We start from the raw sequence: 21,697 nt of genomic DNA, 5'->3' as shown, positions 1-21,697 counted from the left end.
CGAATTACTCGCGGGTCAGTCGCCGCAGTTCGGAGGAGACCAGGGGGGTCCGCGCGCCCAGCGTGGTGAGCGTCGCCGCGTACTCGGCGGACCCCGAGCTCGCCTCCGGCGCCGCGCCGCCGACCACTCGGCCGCCGAACCGGTCGATCGCCGGCGCCTCGAAGCGCCAGGGCGCGACCCCGTCGCACTCGACGCAGTCCAACCGGACCCGGAAGTCCCATGATTTCTTGGAATTACATGCCGAGGGTGTACAGATCGTTCACGTCAAAATGGCGCACGCCCGACCGGTATTCGTACGGAAGACCCGCGTCGACAAGCCTGTCGATGTCAGCCGGTTCACATCGCAACATCTCCTGCGCGACGGACTACGACTGATCCTTGCCGGAATATTCGGCGGGAACGAACTCGATCGAATTCGCCACTTCTTCCCGGGGCGTATTCAAGGTTACAGCCTGGCCTGGCACAGTCCATCGTTCCAGGCGAAATGACCGCGCCGACGACTCGGCGTAATGACGAACATTCCCGCCGACGCCCCGCCATTTCTGACCCCTGACCGCGATCAAGGCCTCCCCAGCCCTGACCGCCAGAGGTCGCGTTTCCGACACCCTTTTAGCGCGGCCGACTACGATGCCGGCCGACTAGATCCAATGCGCATCCCTGGCGATGCGCAACGCGTCAATCCGGTTGCGTGCGCCCAGCTTTGCCACCATCGACGAAAGGTAGTTGCGCACCGTCCCCTGAGACAGATGCAGCCGCGCCGCTATCTCGACCACCGTGTCTCCCCGGGAGACGTGCTCGAGCACGGAGAACTCCCGCTGGGTCAACGGAGAGTCCCTGTTGACCAGCGCGGCGACGGTCAACTCCGGGTCGAACACCCGCTCTCCGCGATGCACCCGGTGGATGGCCTCGAAGAACTGGCGCGGGGAGACACTGCGCTCCACGATGCCGCCGATGCCGGCATCGAATGCCTGGCGGACGATCGACCGGGTGAACGTCGTGCCGAGCAGCATGCTTCTACAGCCCGGAAGGCTCGCGATCTTCTCCGCGATGACGATCGCATCGCTGTCCGCGCCTTCGAAGCTCACGATCACCACATCCGGGCTATGACACTCGGCGAATTCGAGCGCACCGAGATTACTGTCCACCGAGCCGACGACTCGGATCTCCTCGTGCCGCTCAAGTAATGCGGTGAGCGCGAAGCGGGACAGGTCCAGGTCGTCGGATACCAATACGTCGATTCCCACTCGATCCCCCAATGTAGTCACTCGACTTCAGTTACTCGACTTCAGTTACTCGACCGCCCAAGGCGAAACGGCCCGCCGGTGGAACCGGCGAGCCGTCGGGAAAAGGGGCGCCCAACAGGAGCAGCCGGCACGTTCGGTGCCTTTTTCTCGACTGTCCCGTACGAGCATGCGACTCCCCTGAGGCTTGCCGGTGAATCACTCGGACACGCGCGACGGCGGTCCGGCGCAGGCGTCGTCATTCTGAGACAGCTCGGCTGGGCGAAGTATGGACGCCTTCTGTATGACCGCTCCCACCGCCCAGAACGGCAGCGTTCCTGCTCACAGGGTTGACGAACAGGTCCCAAAAGTCGCGCCGAGTGACGTTCGCCTTACGGAGAGTGGGAGGGATCAAAGGTCGTATACAACGCATTTTGATGCTTGGCCGGAGGCCGCCGTCATCCAGGTTTTCGCCAGTCGCCGCGTGTGAAGCTTTCGCGAGCTCTGTCCGCGTCCGGGACGGAGACCGGTCGATTCCGCGGAATGAGAGGCCCAGCGTGGTGCGTGTCCCGGAGTACGTTGCCCGACTCACCGCAGAGGGCGTCACACTGCACGAAGAGGAAGGTCAACTCCGCTACCGGGCACGGAAGGGAATCCTCACTCCGCAACGGCTGGCCTGGCTGCGGGAGAACAAACAGGCGGTCCTGGACCACCTGCGGGCCGACGACCTGGGCCCGGGGCTCGTCCCCCACCCCGACGCCCGGCACGAGCCGTTCCCCCTGACCGATGTGCAGTCCGCCTACCTGCTCGGCCGTAGCGAGGCCTTCGACTACGGAGGCGTGGCCTGCCACGGGTATCTGGAGTTCGCGCTGGCCGACATCGCCGAGGACACGGTCGAGGAGGCCTGGAACACCCTGATCCTGCGGCACGACATGCTGCGCGCGGTGGTGTCGGCCGAAGGCCACCAGCGCGTCCTGCCCCGGGCGCCCCGCTACGAAGTGGCTCACACGGACCTCGGCGGGTGCGACGAACAGCACGAACAGCGTGCCGTCGACTCGATCCGCACGCAGATGTCGCACCGGACCGCACCGACCGACCGGTGGCCCCTGTTCGAGCTGCGCACGACCCGCACCGGCCGCGGCCTGCTGCTGCATGTCGCCGTCGACCTGCTGATCTGCGACTACGGCAGCATCCGGCTGCTCCTCGCCGAACTGCACGAGCTCTGCACGGCGTCGGGCGCCGGGCCGGGCACGGAGCCCGCGCCGCCGGACGTACCGGAAGCGACCTTCCGGGACTACGTCCTGGCGGCGCGCGGCGCACGGGAGGGCGCCCGCTACCGGCGCGACCGGGACTACTGGTGGGACCGGATCGACTCCCTGCCACCCGCCCCGGAACTGCCGCTGCGCACGGGGGCCCGCCATGCGCCGCCCCGATTCCGCCGGCACGGCGCCCGCCTCGACGCGCAGCAGTGGGAGGCGCTGAAGCGGCGGGCGGCCGCCGCCCATGTCACCGCCTCCGGCGCGCTGCTCCAGGCGTTCGCCGAGACGGTGGGCCGGTGGAGCCGGCGCCCGCGGTTCACGCTCAGCCTCACCCTGCAGAACCGGCTTCCGGTGCACCCCCGAGTGGACCGGATCATCGGCGACTTCAGCTCCACCAGCCTGCTCGCGGTGGACCTCGCGGAAGGGGCGAGCCTGGCGGAGCGCGCCCAGGGGGTGCAGGCGCGGCTGTGGGACGACATGGACCACCGGCTCTGCAGCGGTGTCGAGGTGCTTCGGGAGATCGCCCGCCGCCGCGGGCGGGCCGAGGCCCTGATGCCGGTCACGTTCACCAGCACGGTCAGCGGCTCCGGCGGCCCGGGCGAACCGGCGGGAGCCGGCTCCCTCATGCCCGGCGGCGCCCTCGTGCACGGCATCACCCAGACCCCGCAGGTGTGGATCGACTGTCAGATCATGGAGGACGACGGCGGGCTGCTGGTCCACTGGGACGTACGCGAGGGGCTGTTCCCCGACGGCATGGTCGAGGACATGTTCGACTCCTTCGCCCGGCTCGCGCACCGCCTGGCCGACGAGGACGGCGTCTGGCGATCCGCCGACCCCGTCGAACTGCCCGCCGCGCAGACCGGGCGCCTGGCCCGGGTCAACGCGACCCGTGCCCCGCGCTCCCTGGAACCCCTGCACGCCCAGGTCGTGGCGCAGGCCGCGCGCACACCGCGGCGCACGGCCCTCATCACCCCCGGGCGCGACCTGGACTACGCCGAACTCCTCGGCCGGGCCCGGGTCGTGGCCGCCGCGCTCACCCACGGCGGGCTGACGCCCGGCGAGCGGGTGGGCATCGTCATGGACAAGGGCTGGGAGCAGGTCGTCGCCGTGCTGGGCGTCCTGCTGGCCGGCGGCGCCTACCTGCCGGTGGACACCACCCAGCCCGCGTTGCGCCGGAACGCCGTCCTGACCGACGCCGCGGTCCGGCAGGTGCTCACCCAGTCCTGGCTGGCGCCCGGCCTGGACCTGCCGCACGGAATGCGGGCTTCGGCGGTCGACACGCAGCCGGCCGCCGAGAGCACGCCGTCGGCCGACGGCGAGGCTGCGCCCGGGACGGCCCTCGGAACGGCGCCCGGCCCCGACGACCTGGCGTACGTCATCTACACCTCGGGCTCCACCGGCACTCCCAAGGGGGTGATGGTCACTCACGCGGCCGCCCGCAACACGGTGGACGACATCAACTCCCGCTTTGCGGTGGGCGCCGGCGACCGGCTCCTGGGGCTCGCCCAACTGGGCTTCGACCTGTCCGTGTACGACGTCTTCGGGCCGCTGTCCGCGGGCGGCGCCCTGGTCCTGCCCGAGGCGGCACGGCGCGGCGACCCCGCTCACTGGGCCGCGCTGATCGAGGAGCACGCGGTCACGCTGTGGAACTCCGTGCCCGCCCAACTGCAGATGCTCCAGGAGTGCCTGCGCACCGAACCCGCCCTCGACATGGGCCGACTGCGGCTGGCTCTGGTCTCGGGCGACTGGATCCCGGTGACGCTGCCCGACGCCGTGCGGGCGCGCATACCGTCGCTGAGCGTGGTCGCCCTGGGCGGCGCGACCGAGGCGGCGATCTGGTCCATCCACCACCCGGTCACCGACGTCGACCCGGATCTGCGCAGCATCCCCTACGGCCGACCGCTGGCCAACCAGACCTTCCGCGTCCTGGACGGGCGGCTGCGGGACTGCCCCGAGCACGTCACCGGAGAGCTGTACATCGGCGGAGCGGGCCTGGCGCTGGGCTATCTCGGCGATCCGGAGCGCACCGCCGAGCGGTTCATCACGCACCCGCGCAGCGGTGAACGGCTGTACCGCACCGGCGACATGGGCCGGCGGATGGCCGACGGCGAGATCGAGTTCCTGGGCCGGTCCGACGGCCAGGTCAAGCTGCACGGTCACCGGGTGGAGCTCGCGGACGTGGAGGCCGCCCTGCAGAGCCACCCCGCGGTGCGGCTGGCCGCGGCGCTGGTGCAGGGCGAGGCGGGCGCACGCAGACTGGTGGCCTTCGCCGAGACCGCCCGCACCGAGCGGCCCGCGCCCGACGCGGACCTGGCGCGGCGGGCGGCGCAGCGGGCCGGTCGCGCGGCCGGCTTCGACGAGGCCGAGCACGGGGACGCGGTGCGCGCGATGTGCGCGGCACTCGATGATTCCGCCCTGCAGGCGATGACTTCGCTGCTGCGCGAGCGCGGCCTGTTCGCCTCGCCGCGGGCCGCGCACACCGCGGAGGAGATCGTCGCGGCCTGCGGCGCCCACGCCGAGCACCAGCACCTTCTGCGGCGCTGGCTGGGCGCTTTGCAGGGGGCGGGCCGGGTGGCTCGCGACGCAGCCGGCGCCTACCGCGACCTGGCCCCGGTGGACGAACAGAGCCGCGCGGAATTGCGGGAGCGTGTCGACGCGCTGGAGCGCGCCGTCGGCTGGGGCGCCGACCTCGTCCGCTTCCACCGCGACTGCGAGGCGCGGCTGCCGCAGCTGCTCAGCGGTGAACTCCCGCTGAAGGACCTGCTGTTCCCCGAGGGCCGCCTGGACACCGCGGCGGCCGCCTACCGCGCGAACCTGATCAGCCGCTACAACAACGCGGCCGTGGTCGGGGCCGTACGGCACATCGCGCAGGCGCACCGGGGGCCGGGGCCGCTGCGTGTCCTGGAGCTCGGCGCCGGCGTCGGAGGCACCAGCGCCGAGCTGATCCCGGCGCTGGCGGACCTGCCGGTCGACTACCACTTCACCGACCTGTCGCCCTTCTTCCTCAACGCGGCGCAGGAGGCCTTCGCCGCCCACCCGTGGGTGCGCTACGGACTGTTCGACCTCAACGAGGACTACCGGCCGCAGGGAATCCAGCCGAACGGCGCCGACGTCGTCGTCGCCGCGAACGTCCTGCACAACGCGGTCCACGCGGGCCGGATGCTGGAGCGGATCCGCGAGCTGACGGTGCCGGGCGGGTGGCTGGTCTTCGTCGAGGCCACCCGCGACACGGCCCGCGCCATGACCTCCATGGAGTTCAACGACGGTCTCACCGGCTTCACCGACGCACGGGAGAAGACCGGCGCCCCCTTCCTCGACCGGCGGGAATGGCTGGACCTGCTGCGCGAGGCGGGAGCACAGACCGCGCTGTGCCTGCCACCGGAGGACAGCGCGCTCGCGGAGGTCGGCCAGCAGGTCTTCGTGGCCCGGTTCAAGGCCGACCGCGCCGCCCTGACCGCTGCTCAGCTGCGGACGCACCTGGCCGAGCGGCTGCCCGGGTACATGATCCCGGCGGAGCTCCAGGTGGTCGACGCGATCCCGCTGACCGCCAACGGCAAGGTGGACCGCGGCCGCCTGGCGGGCCTCACCCACGCGACGCCGGGCGGCGGCGAGGAGAGCGGCGCGGCGCCCGCGGACGACCTGGAGCGCGCACTGGCCGACCTGTGGTCGCAGGTGCTGCGCGTGCCCGTCGTCGGCAGGGACGCCGACTTCTTCCACCTCGGCGGGGACTCCCTGCTGGTCGCGCAGCTCGTCGGCAGGATGCGCGAGCAGCTCCCGCAGACCGCGCGGATGAGCTGGGACGACCTGCTGCGCGCCGTCCTCAACCGGCCGACCGTCGGCGCGCTCGCCGCCCTGCTGCGTCCGGCGCACCCACGGACCGCGCACCGCCCGGGCGCGACCTCCCCGCTGGTGCGGCTCGGCGACGGCCCCCGCGCACCCGGCGGCGCCGACGGCCCGGCGACTTTGCTTCTCGTGCACGACGGAACGGGCACCGTCGGCCCCTACCGCGCTCTGGCCCGGGAGCTCTCCGGGCGGCTGCCGATCGCCGGACTCGTCGTCGACGACCTCGACGCGTACCTGAGCGGCGCCCCCGAGAGCCTGGTCGGCGCCCTCGCCGACCGCTACGCCCAGGTCCTGCCGTCCGAGGGCCTCACCAAGGTTCACCTGGTGGGCTACTGCATGGGCGGCCTGCTGGTCACCGAACTGGCCGACCGACTGACCCGGGCGGGCGCCGAGGTGAGCGGCGTGTCCGTCATCAGCAGCTACCGGGTGCCCTATGTGGTGGAGGACGATCTGCTGGCCGAGTACGTCTTCGCCCGCATGATGCGCGCCGACCCGGTCGAACTGGGCTACCCCGCCGACGAGTCGGCGACCCGCGCCCTGGTCACGGCGGTCACCCGGCGCCACGGCGACCGGGTGCCGCAGGGCAGCCTCACCGAGGAGTCCCCCGCCGCGCTCGGCCCGGCCGGGACGCGTGCGCTGCACGCCTTCAGAGCTCTGGCGGCGCGGCCTCACGAGGAGCGGCTGCGGGCCATCGGCGCGTATCTGCCGCAGGAGAGCGCGGAGTTGAGCTCGCGTGAACGCCTGGAGCGGGCCTACCGCACCGTCAAGCACAGCCTGGTGGCCGTGGCCACCCATCGGGCCACCCCGTACGCGGGCGCGACCACCCTGATCCGGCAGTCGGGCGAGGCGGAGATCTTCCCCGGCATGCACCGCGACATGGGGGCCTACTGGCAGGGGGTGTGCACCGGCAGCCTGCGTCTGGTCGACGTGCCCGGCGACCACTTCAGCTGTCTGCGCCCGCCGAACACCGCAGCGGTGGCAGACCTGTTGACGCGCGCGACGACAGCAGGCACGGCATGAGTCCCCGGAGCGGCAGACCGCTGATAGGCGTCATCGGCGGCTACGGCGCGGTCGGCCTGAGCGCGGCGCGCAGCCTCGCCGCCCAGGGCCGCTTCCGGCTGCGGATCGGGGGCCGCCGCATCGAGGCCGCGCGCGCCTGCGCCGCCCGGCTCGACGCCCCCGCCGAGGCCATGGCGGTGGACGCCGCGGACACCGACAGTTTGGTCCGCTTCGGCCAGGGCTGCCGCATCGTCCTCAACTGTTCCGGCCCGGCCTATCTGCTGGCCGACCGGGCCCGCCGCGCGGCCTTCGCCGCGGGCGCCGACTACGTGGACGTCATGGACGACGGCAGCGCGGCCGCTGCGGACCCGGATCGCACGGCCGTCCTGTCGGCCGGCCTGTCGCCGGGGCTGTCCGGGCTCCTGCCGGAGCTGCTCGCCCAAGGCCTGTGCCGTGGAGGGGAGTTCACCGGGTGCTACGCGGGGCTCGGCGCCTTCACCCGCACCGGGGCCCTCGACTACCTGCTGAGCATGGAACGCGGCTACGGCACCCCCATGGCCGTATGGCGCGGCCGGGTGGCGCCCGGGGCACTCGGGGTCCTGGAGCACTTCACGGTGCCCGGTGTGCCCCGGCCGCTCACCGCGCATCCGTTTCTGACCGAGGAACTGGTGGGCCGGGCCCGTGTGCTCGGCCTCGACGAGGCCCGCTGGTACAACGCGTTCGACGGCTCCGCGCTGCTCGACGCCCTGAACCGGTCACAGGGCGCGCCTGCGGCGGCGCGTGACCTCGACGCCGGGGCCGAGGCGCTGGTGCGTGCCAGCGCCCTCGACGCGGCCGGACGCACCCCCTACCACGTGCTGTGGGGGCGTCTGGAGGCCTCGGACCAGGAGGGGCGCGCGGTCAGCAGGAGCGTGCTGATCCGGGGCGAGGACGGCTCCCTACTGACCGGCGCGGTCGGGGCGTTCGCCGCCGCCGCGGTGTGCGACGGGCGGGTGCCGCCCGGGGTGCACCGTGCGTCGGCGGTCCTGTCGCCGCAGGCCGTGACGGACTGGCTGCACCGCTGCGTGCCAGGGGTGACCGTGCACCGGACCACCGCATCGCCCTCGGCGGACGTGCCGGACACCGGCGATGGGGCGCAGGTGGAGGAGGGCGTCCTCTGACGCTTCACTCCGCCCGCGCCCCGCCCCTCTACCCGGGGACCGTGCCCACGGCGAGGACGTTGCCTTCGCTGATGTAGCCGTCCGGATGGTCCAGCGGGTTCCCGCTTCCCTCCGCGTCGAGGAACAGCTCCCATTCCTTGCTCAGGCCAAGTGCCTGTGCCTGAGCGGCCAGTTGGGCGCAGGCCGGTCCGTAGAAGTCCCGGGCCGCCGCGGAGAGCGGGGCGAAATGCTCGATGAGGACGGTCTGTTGCCGTACGTCGGCGAGGCCGGCGCGCTTCAGCCAGCGGTACAGCTCGCGGGTGCGCAGCAGCTGGTGTGCGTAGCCCGGTGCGGCGCCCGCGGTGCGGAAGAAGTCAGTGAACAGATAGGGGTCCGCGGGCCGTGCCGTGATCAGGTGTGCGTCCAGGTCCTTGACGGCGACGACACCGCCCGGGCGCACGACCCGACGCATCTCCGTGAGGGCTTGCGCGAGTTCACCGTCGTCGAGGTACTGGACGGTGTTCGAGCACCACACGGCGTCGAGCGAGTCGTCCGGATAGGGCAGCGCCAGCACGGAGCCCTGCCGGACGTCGATGCCGCAGGGGACGTCCAGGGCGCTCATCCGCTGCCTGGCCAGTGCCGCGTTCTCCTCGGCGAGGTCGAGGCCGTCGACGTGCCCCCGCGGGCCGACGAGCTCCGCCAGCCAGGGAAGGAAGTCCCCGCTGCCGCAGCCCGCGTCCAGGACCCGCCATCCCGGCTGGATGCCCGCCTGCCCCAGCAGACGGCCGTATGCGTCGAGGCAGGCGCGGAAGTGTGCGTCGACGATGGTGTGGTGGGTGAAGCCGAGGCCGGTGGAGCTGGTGTAGCCCCATGCGCTGTGATCGTCGGTCAGCATGTCACTGCCCTGGTCCTGGCCAGCAGGGCAGCCAGTTCGCCGTGGAATGCCGTGGGCTGTTCCCACGACGGCAGATGGCCGGCGCCGGGCACGGTCACGAGCCTGCCCTGCGGCAGCGCGTCGGCGGCGGTGCGGGCGTCCTCGGGCGAGATCAATGCGTCCTCCTGGCCGGTGATCACCACTGCGGGCAGGTCGGCGGACCGCAGCACGTTTACGGAGTCGGGCCGTCCGGCGATGGCTCGCTGCGCCCAGGCCAAGGACGCTCTGGGGGCTGCGCCGGCCAGGTCGGACACCTGTCGGACGACGTCGGGTCGCTCGGCGCGGGTGGTGGCGCCGAGCATCTGCGGAGCGGTGGCCGCGACCAGGGCGGGCCCCTGCTCCGGATCGGCCATGGCGGCGGCGAACCGCTCCCGGTTACCGCGCACGGCTTCGGCGTCGGCCGTCGCCCGCGCGGAGACCAGGCCGAGGGCCAGGGTCCGTCCGGGGTGGCGGCGCAGGAACGCCATGGCGGTGTAGCCGCCCATGGACGCGCCGACCAGGACGACGCGGTCCAGGTCCTGCGCGTCGAGCAGGCGGGCCAGGTCGTCGGCGACGACGTCCAGCGACGGGGCGTCCTGGCCGAGCGGGGTTCCGCCGAATCCTCGCTGGTGGGGGGTGAGAACGGGATGGCCCTGCGCTTCGAGGGTCAGCCGCTGGGCGTCCCACATGGTGCCGTCCAGGGAGAGTGCGTGCAGCAGCACCACCGGCGGCTTGGTCGGTGTGGTCATCGCGTCGTGCCTCCCGCCTCGGCGGCGGCGACGAACTCGACGACGTCCGGGGAGGGTTCGGGGTCGCGCAGCCAGGCCAGGGCCACCGGGGCGGGCGGCAGGTCGTGGACGGGGATCACCTCGACACCGGGCGGAGCGATGTGCTCCAGGGACTGGAACGAGATGTGGATCGCGTCGCTCGAAACCAGCAGGGTCATCAGGTCCGCCACCGTCGCCATGTGGTGGGTGCGGCGGATGGGGCGTCCCGACGGGGTGTGGCGGGGCACGACCTTGTCCCACACGTAGTCGGGGAACGAACCGGGGCAGTGGAACGCGTCATGGTCGGCGAGTTCCTCCAGGGACACCGATCCGCGTCCGGCCAGCGGGTGCTGAGCGCCCACGACGACGGCACGCCCGTCGTGCCCCACCGGGGCGCTGACCGCCAGATCGGGCTCTCGCAGCCCGTACTTGACGATCATGACGTCCGTTTTCTTGGCCCGCAGTCCGTGAAAGGGATCGGCGACGTCGTACGGCACCAGCCGCACGGTCGCCTCGTCGTAGCCGGCTGCCTGCACGATGCCGGCGGCCAGATGGGGGGAACCATGGATGCCGATGAGGATGGGCGAGGTGGTGACGGTCGGGTCGGGCATCGGAGATCTCCTCGATCGGTCCGGCAAAGGCCTTCGTGTCGGTGTGCTCAGAACGAGACGGCGCGCACGCCCTGCCAGTCGCCGTCCCGGGCCGAGGACCGTGGCTGCGGGACGGTCGAGACCAGCTGGGCCAGCCGGCTGAGGGCTTCCTGGCGACGGGCCGGCGGCTCGCGCTCGGCGCACTCGGCGGCGTAGACGGCGATGAGGCTGTGGAAGCGGTACTGGTGGCCCGGTTCCTCCTCCAGCAGGTGGTTGGCGGTCAGGAGCGAGAGGAGCCGGCGGGTGGTGTCGCGGTCCGTCTCGGCGAGCGTCGCGGCGATCTGCACCGTGAACGGGCCGCTGTACAGGCCCAGATGACGGAACATCCGCGCCGCGTCCGCGGGTAACGCCTGGTACGACGCCTCGAAGACGCTGCGCATGCTGGCCACCGCGTCGTCCTTCACGGTGAGTCGGTCGAGCCGGCCGTGTTCGGCCGCGTACTGCTCGACCAGCGCGGTCAGCGGGACGTCGGGGTTGGCCGCCAGCCCGTCGGCGACGATGCGCAGCGCGAGCGGCAGTCCCCCGCACAGCGCGACCAGGCGGGCGGTGGCCTCCTCCTGTCCCCCGAGCCGTCCCCCGCTGAGACCGGCGAGCAGCTGTGCCGACTCCTCGTCGGCCAGCGGGGCGATGGTGACCAGGTGAGCGCCGTCCCGGGCCGCGAGCCCGCCGAAGCGCTGCCGGCTGGTCGCCAGGACGCAGGACGAGCCCCGGGGGATGAGCGGCCGCAGCTGATCGGCGCTGAGCGCGTCGTCGAGCACGACCAGCATCCGCTGGCCGTGCAGCAGGCTCCGGTAGAGGGTGGCGCGGGCGGCCAGGCCCGGAGGGATCCGCGAGGCGTCGATGCCCAGGCTGCCCAGGAGCTGGCCGAGTGCGTCCGCGGCGCTCACCGGCCGGCCCTGCAGTCCGGTGCCGCGCAGGTCGACGTACAACTGGCCGTCGGGGAAACGGTCGATGAGCCGGTGCGCCAGCTCCAGCACGAACGCCGACTTGCCGACGCCGGCCGGGCCGTCGACCACCGCCACCGGAGTCGTCGCGCCGTGCCGCGAGCTCTCGTCGTCCAACACGGCCTCCAGCTGCGCCAGTTCCCTGGCGCGGCCGACGAACCCGCGGGCCAACGGTGGGAGTTGCACCGGCTTGGGGGTGCCGCGGAAGGCGGCCTCGCGACCGGCGAGCAGCACGGGCGGGGCGTCCCCGACGGGGGAACACAGCTCCGGGTGCCCGGACAGGATCTGCTGGTAGAGGTTGCGCAGGTCGGCGCCGGGCTCGATGCCCAGCTCGCTGCTCAGCAGTTGCCGGGTCTCCTCGTACATCCGCAGGGCGTGGGCCTGTCGTCCGCTGCGGTACAGCGCCAGGATCAGCAGCCAGCGCAGCTTCTCCCGCAGTGGCTCCTCGGACACCGCGCCCGTCAGTTCGGTGACCATCTCGGCGTGCCGTCCGGCGGCCAGCATGTCGGCGGCCCACTCCTCCACGGCCGTCAGCCGCAGGTCCCGCAGCCGGGTGCGCTCCATCGAGGCGAAGGGGCCGGGGACTCCGGAGTACGCCTCGCCGTGCCAGAGCGACAGGGCCTGTTCGTACAGGCGCAGGGTCGCGTCGGCGTTGCCCTCGCCCCGTGACCTACGCGCGTCACCATGACTGCGGACGAAGAGAGTGGCGTCGACGTCCGAGGGGTCCAACCGCAGGCAGTACCCGCCGGATTCGGAGGTGAGCACCGCCCCGGCCGCTCTCCTGCCGCGTCCGGGCTCCAACGCCCGGCGCAGGCCGCCCACATACGTGTGGACGCCGTTGGCGGCCGTCTGCGGCACGTCGCCGCCCCACAGGGCGTCCACGATGTTCTCGACGCCGACGACGTCGTTGGCGCGGCTCGCGAGCAGGCCCAGCACGGCCCGCTGCTTGGGCGGGCCCAGCGCCACCTCCACCCCGTGCCGCCAGGCACGCACCGGCCCCAAGAGCTGTATGCGCAGCTGTGCTCCCGTGGTGGCCATGGAACATTCGCCTCCTGAAGTGGTGTTCCGTCCGTTGCCCGTGCCGACTCGCGCGCCGTCAGCGCGGGGGTGCGGACAGGGCGGTTATTCCGCCGGATATGGACCAACCACCGGGTTCTTTGTATGTCGTATGCGCGATAAAAATGTCGGAGGTAATGATTCCGGTTGCGGTACCGAGAGGCTCGCGTCGCGCCTCCGCGACGACGGTGCGGTAACGGCTTTCCATGTCTCTCCTTGGAGTAGAGGCAGTCGCGCCGAGGACCTTCACCCGTAGGACGTATTCAGAACGAGACGTCCCTGCGGGCGGCCCTTAATTCATGATCCGCGCATGCAAGAAAGAGGACGCACCGTTGCGTCGCGAGGTTGCGACAGCGGCACAGGTCAGGAACAAGTGAATGAGCAGGAAAATCGAGAAGAGGACGCACCGAAAGACTTGGGCCGGAGCATCACGAAACCGCCACCACCTGCGGAAACCCGTGCCGTCGACCACCGGGGTCACGAACGGGGACGGCCGGAGACGAAGCCTCACGAACGCGCACGAATGCGACGCGGACTACATGACGGAAGCGGCCTGCTCATTCATCGGAGTCGACACCGGATCAGCCGGGGACTTTCGCCGGATCAACACCGCTCGCGGAGGCCGGCGGCGGCCGGTCATGATGTCACGTGCCGCCGTTTTCACCGGACTTTCCTGCATCGGCGCCAGGGCATCGAACTTGTCGACTAAACCATCCGTCAGAGATTGGCTGACCACGTTTCCCCCGTATATTTTACTCTTAGGTGTACGCGTAAGGTCACACTAGCGGGGGCGTGGTTGATTGTCACCCCCGGTCCGTTCAGCTCCCCCTGTGCCTGCGGCATGTGCCGTGCGACGCCGTGGCTCGTGAAAGGCCTCTCCTGACTCCGCCGCCCGTCGGGCTCGGCTCCCACACCGGCGGGTCTCGGCTCCGTCCCCGTCGAGAGCCTGACGCTCCCCTCGACCGGCCGTGAGCACAGTCGTTACGTCGTCGGCAGTACACGGGAGGGCTCTGCGAGACTACGGTCTTGCCACGCAGTCCGGCAGACACCGCTTTCCGGCAGTGGTGCGCCCTCGGTCAGGCCACGTACCTCGGTCGGGCCAAGAACAGAGAAGGCTGGATCCATGCAGTCCCCGAACCACCAACGCAGCAGGCCCGAACGGGCCCGCCTGTCTCGGGAGACGATCCTCGTCGCCGCGCAGCAGATCGTCCGTGAGGAGGGGGCCCAGCACCTCACCATGCGCCGTCTGGCCAGGGAGATGTCCAGCACGGCCATGGCCCTCTACCACCACGTGCGGGACAAGGACGAGCTGCTGATGCTCCTGCTCGACGCGCACGCGGAGAGCTTCCCGCGGCCCGAGCTGCCCGAGGATCCGCGGCTGCGTCTCCTCGAGAGCGCCCAGGTGCTGCATGACATCCTCGCGGACTGCCCCTGGATCATCGAAGTGCTCGCCTCCGACACCTTTGTGAGCGTCTCCGCGCTGTGGATCGTGGAGAGCATGATCGATGCCGCGGTCGGCTGCGGGCTGACGCATGAAGAGGCCGCGTACGCCTACCGCGTCATCTGGTACTACACGATCGGCGAGTTGACCGTGCGCTTCAGCCGCGAGCGCGCTCAGAGCGAGGCCAAGCACCCGCCCCAGCGCGAGCGGGTCATGGCCGCGCTGGACACGGGGGCGTTTCCCCAGCTCGCCCGACTGGGCGAACGCTGGGCGGGGTTGACCACGGCGGACCGGCACCGCCAGGGGCTCGAAGCCGTCGTCGACGGGCTCCTCGCCCACAGCCGCAACTGACCTCGTTCCAGGACGACTTCGGGGCCCGGCGGGTGCGGACGCGACGGCAGCGGTGCGTTCAGCCCTGCAGCCGGGCCCTGAGCGCCTTCTTGTCGATCTTCCCGACGCCGGTCACCGGCAGGCCGGGCAGGACGACGAGCCGGTCCGGCAGTTTGTAGGCGGCGATGCCGCGCTCCCGAAGGACGGCCTGCACCTCGAGCAGGGTCGGCGGCCGGTCCTGGTCCTGCGCCACCACGCAGGCACAGGTCTGCTCTCCCAGGTGCGGGTGCGGCAGCCCGACGATCGCGGCCTGCCGGATGCGCGGGTCGGCCAGGAGGTGCTCCTCCACCTCCTGCGCGGGCACCTTCTCGCCACCCCGGTTGATCACGTCGTTGACCCGGCCCACCACCTCGAAGTAGCCCTCGGCCGTCCGCTTCACCACGTCACCGGTGCGGTAGTAGCCGTCCTCGGTGAACTGGACCCGGTTGCGCTCCTCCGCCCGGTAGTAGCCCCGCAACGTGTACGGGCCGCGGGTGAACAGCTCTCCCTCCTCTCCGGGTTCCGCGTCCCGGCCGTCCTCGCGCAGCACGCGTATCTCGTCCGCCGGGGAGAGCGGCCGGCCCTGGGTGTGGAAGACGACGTCCTGCGGGTCGTCCAGGCGGGTGTAGTTGAGCAGGCCCTCCGCCATCCCGTACACCTGCTGCAGGGTGCAGCCCAGGCCCTCGGGCACCTCGCTCGCGGTGGCCGGGTCGAGGCGGGCGCCGCCGACCTGGAGGAGTTCCAGGGAGTCCAGGTCGTGTTCGGTCCACTCGGCGGCGTCCAGCCAGAGCGGCACCAGCGGCGGGACCAGGGACGTGGCCGTCACGCCCGCGCTCTCGACGAGCGGGAAGCACGAGTCGGGTGTCGGGGCCGGGGCGAGGACCGCGGCGCCGCCCATGTGCAGGGCGCCCAGCGCGCCCGGGCAGGCCAGCGCGAAGTTGTGCCCGAGCGGCAGGGCGCACAGGTAGCGCGTGTGGGGGCCGAATCCGCACAGCCGCGCGGTCTCCCGCAGTTGGTAGGCGTAGTCGGCGTGGGTGCGGGGGATGAGCTTCGGCGGCCCCGAGGTGCCCCCGGAGAGCAGGAACAGCGCCACGTCCTCGGGATCGGGTGCGGGCAGCTCCACTGGGTCCGCGTCCACCTCGGCCAGCGGGGTGAAGGGACCGGCGTCACCGGTCACGAAGATCTCCCGGAGGGAGGCCGTGCGGTCCTGGACCTCCTTGGCGAGGGTGCGGTAGTCGCAGTCGAGCACCCGGTCCGCGCAGAAGTAGGCAGCCGCTTCCGAGGTGTTCACCAGGTGGGTGATCTCCGAGGTGCGGTGCGCGGGCAGTGCGAAGACCGGCAGCACGCCCAGGCGGAAGAGGGCGAAGCACAGCACCACCGCCTCCACGTCGTTGGGCAGGTGGACCACCGCGCGGTCGCCTGCGGCCAGGCCCCGGGCCGCGAGGCCGGCGGCGAGCCGGTCGGCCGCCCGGTCCAGTTGCCCGTAGGTCAGCTCCCGGTCGCGGGTGACCACGGCGCTGCGCGTGTCGGCGTCCGGCATGGACGCGGGCAGGCGGCCCAGCACGTCACCGTTCCAGTAGCCCTGGGCACGGTAGGCGGCGGCGAACGAAGCGGGCCACGGCACACAGCCTTCTCGCATGGATCGGTTCCCATCCTGTTCTCGGTCCCAAGGGGTCAAAGGGCGTCGCGAGGGGTCGGCTCGCCGGTCAGGGCAGGGCCGGCCAGGTCGTCGAGGGTGCGGGCAGGGCGTCCCGCACGCTCGCCGCCACCCGGGCGAGCACGGCTTCTCGCTGGTGCTCCAGATAGAAGTGGCCGCCGCGGAAGGCGTGCACCGTGCACGGGCCGTCGGTGCTCTCGCGCCACGCCTCGGCCTCCGCGGCGTCGACCTCCGGGTCGGCGTCGGCGTACAGCACGCTCACCGGGAGATTCAGCTTCCTGCCCGGCAAGGGCCGGTAGGTCTCGATGAGTCGGTAGTCGCGCCGGACGGCGGGCAGCAGGGCGGCCAGCAGCGCGTCATGGCCCAGGACGTCCGCCCCGGTGCCGCCGAGCCGCCGCAGGTCCGCCAGCAGCTCCTCGTCGTCGGCCTGGTGCAGGGCGCCGCCGCGGGTCAGGTGCGGCGCCGGCTGGCCCGAGACCACCAGAGCGGCCGGGGCACGGCCCAGGGCGGCCAGCGCCCGGGCCGTCTCGTACGCGACCGCGGCGCCCATGCTGTGGCCGAAGAGCACCAGGGGGCACTGCGGCCGGGCGCTCTGTTCGCGGACGAGGTCGGCGCAGATCCCGGCGACGAGTGCGCTCATGTCACCGGCGGCCTCTTCGCCGTAGCGGTCCTCGCGGCCCGGGTACTGGACCGCGCTCACCTCGACGTCCCACGGCGCGTCCAGCGACCACAGCCGATAGCTGCTCGCGGCTCCCCCGGCGTGCGGGAAGCACACGAGGCGGGCCCGGGCGTGGGTGCGGGCGGACGGGGTGCGCAGACCGGTCACAACTCCCCCTCGTCGTAGGCGTCATGGGCGTCGTACCCATCGGCGCGGTCGTTGTGCGTCGCATCTCGCCGCGGGTCCGTCTGCTCGCGCAGTTCGGTGATCAGCGCGCCCATGCCGGCCACCGTCGGCGCCTTGAGCACCTCGCGCATCGGCAGGTCGACGCCCAGCCGCCGCCGGATGCCGGTCACCAGGCGGGTGGCCAGCATGCTGTCGCCGCCCAGCAGGAAGAAGTTCGCCTCGCGCGGCACGTCCTGGCTGCCGAGGACCTCGGCCCACAGTCCGGCCAGGGTCTCCTCGACCTCGCCCCGGGGCGGTTCGCTGCTCTGCGGGGGCCGGACGGCCGAGCCGGAGAGGATCTCCTCGACGCGGCGGTGGTCCACCTTGCCGTTGCCGCTGAGCGGCAGGGCGGGCAGGGCCGCGACCGTGCCGGGGATCATGTACGCGGGGAGGTAGTCCGCGAGCCAGGCGCGCAGCGCCGCGGCGTCGAGGCCCGGTCCGTGCGGCGGGTACCGGGCGGTGATGAGCGCCACCTGGTCGGACTCCGTGCCGGCCACCCGGGCTTCGGCGAACCCCTCGCGCGCGAGCGCCCGCAGCCACTGCTCGGCGCGGAAGGGGCGCGGGCCGTGCGAGGTCGCGGTGGCGGGCAGTGCGAGCGGTGACGGCTCGGACCGGGCCAGCAGCCAGAGCCGGCCGCCGGCCGCGCCGAGCAGGGCCAGCGCGGCGACGGCGGTGTCCGGGTCCGGGATCCTGCTGAGCGCGTCGTTGACCACGACCGCGTCGAAGCGGTGCAGACACGCCTCGGGGACGGCCGAGGCGTCCCGCAGCTCCGTGCGCACCGTGTGCGCGGAGCCCGCCAACCGTGCCTCGGCCGCGGCCAGTTCGGGGCCGGAGGGGGCGAGCAGCGTGTACGTCACCCTGCCCGGCTCGAGTTCTTCGAGGAGCCGGCCGGCGTTCCTGCCGCCCGCGGCGCCCCACTCGGCGACGTCGAGCGGTTCCGTCCTGTCCTGGGCGAGCTCGGCCCACTCCCGCGCGACCTGGGCGAGGCAGGCGCGGACGCCGGGCAGCGCATCGCCGAGTCCGTCCGGGGAGAGCGCGGGGTCCTCGAGCAGCGACTCCGCTCGGGCCTCGCCCCTGACCACGGCGGTGAGCAGGGGGACGGCCCGCGCCCAGGCGTCCGCCACGCTCTCCAGGTGGGTGCCGGCCGTCTGCTCGCGCAGGCGCGCCGGCCGCTGCGGGTCGCGTACCCGGGCCCAGCGCGGTCCGGGCACGGGCGCGTGCGCGGGGCCTGCGAGGACCTCGCGCCCCGTCAGGTACTCGATCCATCCGCAGAGCAGGGCCCTGTGGTCGTCGGGGACCGGCGGCCGCCGCACGGGGCCGTCGGCGGCCTGGAAGCCGAGCGCGACGAGCACGTCGGCCAGCAGGGTCTCCGTCAGGGCGTGTTCCTGGTCGACGGCGCCGTGCGGGGGGCGCGGGGGGTTCAGGGAGGTGGCGCGGTCGAGCAACAGGGCCGGTGCGCGGCGTTCGACGACGGCCGTCACGAGTTCCTTGCGCCGCTCGCCGACCGCCACGGTGACCGCGTGGGCCACGCCGGGGTGGCCCTGCAGCACGGTCTCGATCTCGCCGAGTTCGACGCGGAAGCCGTTGATCTTCACCTGGTGGTCCACCCGGCCGAGGAACTCCAGGGTTCCGTCGGGCCAGTAGCGGCCCACGTCGCCGGTGCGGTACCAGCGTTCGCCGCGGTCGGACACGAAGCGCTCGGCGGTCAGCGCCGGGTCGCCGCGGTAGCCGAGCGCGAGGCCGTCGCCGCCGATCCACAGCTCGCCGGGCACCCAGTCGGGGCAGTCGCGGCCCCGGGCGTCGACCACCCGGAAGCGCTGGTTGCCCAGCGGGGTGCCGTAGGGGATGGAGTGCCAGTGGGCCGGCACCGCCTCGACCTCGTAGCAGGTGGACCAGATCGCGGCCTCGGTGGCCCCGCCGAGTCCCACCAGTGCGCACCGCCCGTCGGAGGCGTCGTGCAGGGCGCCCGGCAGGTCGAGGCCGATCCAGTCGCCGGAGAGCAGGGCCAGGCGCAGGGATTCGGGGAGCGGGGCGTCGTCCGTGGCGGTCAGGAGCATGTCCATCAGGGCGGGCACGGAGTTCCACACGGTCACCCGGTGCCTGCGGCACAGGTTCAGCCACTGGAGTGCGTCCCGGCGGTCGGACTCCGGCACCAGGACGAGCGCGCCGCCCGCGCCGAGCAGGCCGAAGATGTCCCACACCGAGAGGTCGAAGTCCAGGGCGGACACCGCGAGGACCCGGTCGTCGGCGGTGACGGCGAACCGGTCGTTGACGTCCTCGACGGTGTTGACCGCGGCCCGGTGGCTGATCTCCACGCCCTTGGGGGTGCCGGTGGACCCCGATGTGAAGATGACGTAGGCGGTGTCCTGGGGGTCGGCGGGCGCCGGCGCGGCGAGCGGCTCGGCGCGCAGGGCCTGCTCCACCGACAGGACTTCGGCGCCCGGCCACCTGGGCAGCGGGTTCTGGCTGCCGTCGAGGACGAGCCGGGCCCGGCTCAGGGCGAGGATCCGCTCGCGGCGCTCGGCGGGCTGGTCGACGCCGATGGGGACGTACGCGCCTCCCGCGGCCAGCACGCCGAGCACCGCGGCGATCTGATCGGGTCCCTTGGGCACGGTGACGACGACCGGTGTGCCCCGGCCGACCCCTCGCCGGGTGAGGCCCGCGGCGATGCGCAGGGCGCGCCCGGCGAGTTCTCCGTGGGTGAGCATGCCGTCGGCGTCGTCGCCGGTGTCCCACAGCAGCGCCGGTGTGCTCGCCCGCTCCCGGGCGCGGGCGAAGAAGGCCTCGTGCAGCAGCCGCCCGCTGTGCTCGCGGGGCACGGAGTTCACCGCGTCGCGGCAGCGGCGCTGGGCGGCGGGGAGCGGAATGTCGGGGGTGCTCCCCCAGTCCGACGTCGTCAGCTCCCCCAGCAGCGCAGCGCAGGCGCTGAGCATCGTGTCGAGCACTCCCGGGGGGAAGAGCTCGTCCACCGCGTCCCAGGCGAGCAGCAGGCCGTCGTCCCGGGTGCGGTAGACCTGGCAGTCCAGCCAGACCTGCGGGGTCTGGGACACCATCCAGGTCAGGTCGCCGAAGAGGGCGGCGAAGGCGTCGGGGACGAGCGGTGCGTCCACGTTGCAGGCGAAGACGACGGGGGCGGTGCGGGGCGCCTCGACGTCGGCCCTGATGAAGTCGCGCAGCACGTCCACCCCGGTGTGCGCGGCGTGCCCGACGTCGTCGTGCAGGCGCTGCTGCAGGGCCCTGGCCCGCTCGGCGAAGCCTGCGCCCCGGGTCAGGTCGACCTCGAGCAGGATCAGGCTGGTGAAGTCGGCGACGACGGCCTCGATGTCGGGGTGCGCCTCGTGATCGCGGTCGAACAGGGGCAGGTTGAGCAGGAAGTGCTGCTCACCGCTCCAGCGCGCGAGGACCTCGGCGAAGGCCGTGGCGATCACCACGGACGGGGTGAGGCCGTGCTCGGTGGCCCGGCGCCGCAGCAGGGCCCACTGCTGCGGCGACAGCCCGCGGGTGCGGCGCACGAAGCGGGTGACGGCGACGTCGTCGGGGTCGGCCTGCAACGGCAGTCCGGGGCCGCCCGGCAGTCCGGGCAGTCGTTTGGTCCAGTACTCCCTGGCCCGCTCGGCTTCGGGGCCGCGGTCGGCGGCCGCGCGGTCCGCCAGGTACTGCGGGAAGTCGTAGGCCAGCTCCGGCAGGGCGTGGGGGTCTTCGTACAGCGCGGCCAGGTCCGCCAGGATCACCCGGAGGCTGTGGACGTCGGAGACGAGCAGGTCCACCTCCAGGTGGATGCGGTCGCCGCCGTCGGGAAGGCGGCTCAGCTGGACGTCCATGACCTCGCCCCGGGCCACGTCCAGACGGCGGTGGGAGAGGGTGTCGCGCAGGTCGTGCAGCGCCTGCACGGCGTCACCCGGGGTCCTGTGGCAGTGGACGGTGAGTCCGGGCCAGGGAGAGGTGTCGAGCACGCGCTGGGTGGCGTCGTCGTCGAAGCGGGCGCGCAGCATCGGGTGACGGCGCATCAGGGCGCGGACGGCGCTCTCCAGCCGGGTGGCGTCGACGTGCGAGGTGTCGAACTCCAGGTAGACGTGACAGCCGACGCCGCCGAGCGGCCTGCCGTCCTCCCGGCCGATCCAGTAGGCCTGTTGGACGGGCGTCAGCGGGAAAGGGGCACGGCCGTCGACGCGGGGGGCGACGGCGGGCGCGGCGGTCGGCTCGCCTTCGGTGGTCTCCCGGCGCGCCCGGCTGAGTAACTCGTACCAGCGCGACAGCCGGGCGTCCTCGGCCATCTGCGGGAAGTCGACCCGCAGGCCCGCCCGGTTGAGCCGGTTGACGAACTGCATCAACTGCAAGGACTGAAGGCCCAGTTCGAACAGGTTGGCATCCTGGTGCTCGACCCCGAGCTCCATGCCGAGGAACGCGGAGAGCTGCCTGCTGAGTGCGTCCGGGCTCCCTGCCAGAGCCTGGGGGTCCACGGCCCCGGACGAGCGTCTCGACGTGCGCTTCTGTGACATCCATTCCTCAGTTCGTCGGGAGGTGCCCTACACAGCGGGGTCGACTGCGGTCGACTGC

General features: G+C 72.5%; 13 protein-coding genes. 4 read left to right on the top strand and 9 right to left on the bottom strand.

Features of this window, described 5'->3' with window-relative positions; genetic code table 11:
- Positions 1–4 precede the first annotated feature (4 nt).
- Complete coding sequence (locus ACIBAF_RS09525; RefSeq protein WP_399462575.1) at positions 5–202, bottom strand: hypothetical protein; 198 nt, start codon at positions 200–202, stop codon at positions 5–7.
- Positions 203–227: 25 nt separating this feature from the next.
- On the opposite strand from ACIBAF_RS09525, the gene ACIBAF_RS09520 reads away from it, so the two are divergent.
- Positions 228–488: a hypothetical protein gene (locus ACIBAF_RS09520; protein ID WP_399462574.1), complete on the top strand. Its 261-nt coding sequence runs from the start codon at positions 228–230 to the stop codon at positions 486–488.
- A 150-nt stretch (positions 489–638) separates the two neighbouring features.
- Here ACIBAF_RS09520 and ACIBAF_RS09515 read toward each other — a convergent pair whose 3' ends face one another.
- Positions 639–1,244, bottom strand: a complete 606-nt coding sequence (locus tag ACIBAF_RS09515; protein ID WP_399462573.1) for a response regulator transcription factor — start codon at positions 1,242–1,244, stop codon at positions 639–641.
- A 533-nt stretch (positions 1,245–1,777) separates the two neighbouring features.
- On the opposite strand from ACIBAF_RS09515, the gene ACIBAF_RS09510 reads away from it, so the two are divergent.
- Together ACIBAF_RS09510 and ACIBAF_RS09505 are read left to right on the top strand one after the other, a co-directional pair.
- Positions 1,778–7,342, top strand: a complete 5,565-nt coding sequence (locus tag ACIBAF_RS09510) for an amino acid adenylation domain-containing protein (RefSeq protein ID WP_399462572.1) — start codon at positions 1,778–1,780, stop codon at positions 7,340–7,342.
- Entirely contained in the window at positions 7,339–8,481 is a 1,143-nt protein-coding gene (locus tag ACIBAF_RS09505) for a saccharopine dehydrogenase NADP-binding domain-containing protein (RefSeq protein ID WP_399462571.1), read from the top strand. The genes ACIBAF_RS09510 and ACIBAF_RS09505 overlap by 4 nt, the downstream gene beginning before the upstream one ends.
- Before the next feature lie 28 nt (positions 8,482–8,509).
- Here the strand turns inward: ACIBAF_RS09505 and ACIBAF_RS09500 are convergent, their stop codons facing one another.
- From ACIBAF_RS09500 to ACIBAF_RS09485, 4 genes are read right to left on the bottom strand one after another with little or no spacing between them, the layout of a single operon-like run.
- Entirely contained in the window at positions 8,510–9,355 is an 846-nt protein-coding gene (locus ACIBAF_RS09500; RefSeq protein WP_399462570.1) for a class I SAM-dependent methyltransferase, read from the bottom strand.
- Positions 9,349–10,122 (bottom strand): alpha/beta fold hydrolase, encoded by a 774-nt coding sequence (locus ACIBAF_RS09495; protein ID WP_399462569.1) that lies wholly within the window; start codon positions 10,120–10,122, stop codon positions 9,349–9,351. Before ACIBAF_RS09495 ends, ACIBAF_RS09500 begins: the two co-directional genes overlap by 7 nt.
- Positions 10,119–10,751 carry a LysR substrate-binding domain-containing protein gene (locus tag ACIBAF_RS09490; protein WP_399462568.1) on the bottom strand — a complete coding sequence of 211 codons (633 nt, stop codon included), beginning with the start codon at positions 10,749–10,751 and terminating at the stop codon, positions 10,119–10,121. The genes ACIBAF_RS09495 and ACIBAF_RS09490 overlap by 4 nt, the downstream gene beginning before the upstream one ends.
- A 47-nt stretch (positions 10,752–10,798) precedes the next feature.
- Entirely contained in the window at positions 10,799–12,772 is a 1,974-nt protein-coding gene (locus tag ACIBAF_RS09485; protein ID WP_399462567.1) for a BTAD domain-containing putative transcriptional regulator, read from the bottom strand.
- Positions 12,773–13,913: 1,141 nt separating this feature from the next.
- On the opposite strand from ACIBAF_RS09485, the gene ACIBAF_RS09480 reads away from it, so the two are divergent.
- Entirely contained in the window at positions 13,914–14,582 is a 669-nt protein-coding gene (locus ACIBAF_RS09480) for a TetR/AcrR family transcriptional regulator (RefSeq protein WP_399462566.1), read from the top strand.
- A gap of 58 nt (positions 14,583–14,640) precedes the next feature.
- Here the strand turns inward: ACIBAF_RS09480 and ACIBAF_RS09475 are convergent, their stop codons facing one another.
- From ACIBAF_RS09475 to ACIBAF_RS09465, 3 genes are all read right to left on the bottom strand, one after another.
- Entirely contained in the window at positions 14,641–16,224 is a 1,584-nt protein-coding gene (locus ACIBAF_RS09475; RefSeq protein WP_399462565.1) for a (2,3-dihydroxybenzoyl)adenylate synthase, read from the bottom strand.
- Positions 16,225–16,306: 82 nt separating this feature from the next.
- Positions 16,307–17,083, bottom strand: coding sequence for a thioesterase II family protein (locus ACIBAF_RS09470; RefSeq protein ID WP_399462564.1), 777 nt, complete (start codon positions 17,081–17,083; stop codon positions 16,307–16,309).
- Positions 17,080–21,639, bottom strand: a complete 4,560-nt coding sequence (locus ACIBAF_RS09465; RefSeq protein WP_399462563.1) for an amino acid adenylation domain-containing protein — start codon at positions 21,637–21,639, stop codon at positions 17,080–17,082. The genes ACIBAF_RS09470 and ACIBAF_RS09465 overlap by 4 nt, the downstream gene beginning before the upstream one ends.
- Positions 21,640–21,697: the final 58 nt, after the last annotated feature.

This window comes from Streptomyces sp. NPDC051677, assembly GCF_044453465.1.
Lineage (GTDB): Bacteria > Actinomycetota > Actinomycetes > Streptomycetales > Streptomycetaceae > Streptomyces.
Note: the sequence above shows the minus strand (reverse complement) of the source record. Positions and strands in the feature narration are given on the sequence as shown.

What these genes read in the sequence shown, in the direction of transcription:
- ACIBAF_RS09490 (WP_399462568.1), bottom strand. Translation starts at nt 10,751, where the DNA reads ATGCCCGACCCGACCGTCACCACCTCGCCCATCCTCATCGGCATCCAT.
- ACIBAF_RS09480 (WP_399462566.1), top strand. Translation starts at nt 13,914, where the DNA reads ATGCAGTCCCCGAACCACCAACGCAGCAGGCCCGAACGGGCCCGCCTG.
- ACIBAF_RS09505 (WP_399462571.1), top strand. Translation starts at nt 7,339, where the DNA reads ATGAGTCCCCGGAGCGGCAGACCGCTGATAGGCGTCATCGGCGGCTAC.
- ACIBAF_RS09485 (WP_399462567.1), bottom strand. Translation starts at nt 12,772, where the DNA reads ATGGCCACCACGGGAGCACAGCTGCGCATACAGCTCTTGGGGCCGGTG.
- ACIBAF_RS09465 (WP_399462563.1), bottom strand. Translation starts at nt 21,639, where the DNA reads ATGTCACAGAAGCGCACGTCGAGACGCTCGTCCGGGGCCGTGGACCCC.
- ACIBAF_RS09500 (WP_399462570.1), bottom strand. Translation starts at nt 9,355, where the DNA reads ATGCTGACCGACGATCACAGCGCATGGGGCTACACCAGCTCCACCGGC.
- ACIBAF_RS09495 (WP_399462569.1), bottom strand. Translation starts at nt 10,122, where the DNA reads ATGACCACACCGACCAAGCCGCCGGTGGTGCTGCTGCACGCACTCTCC.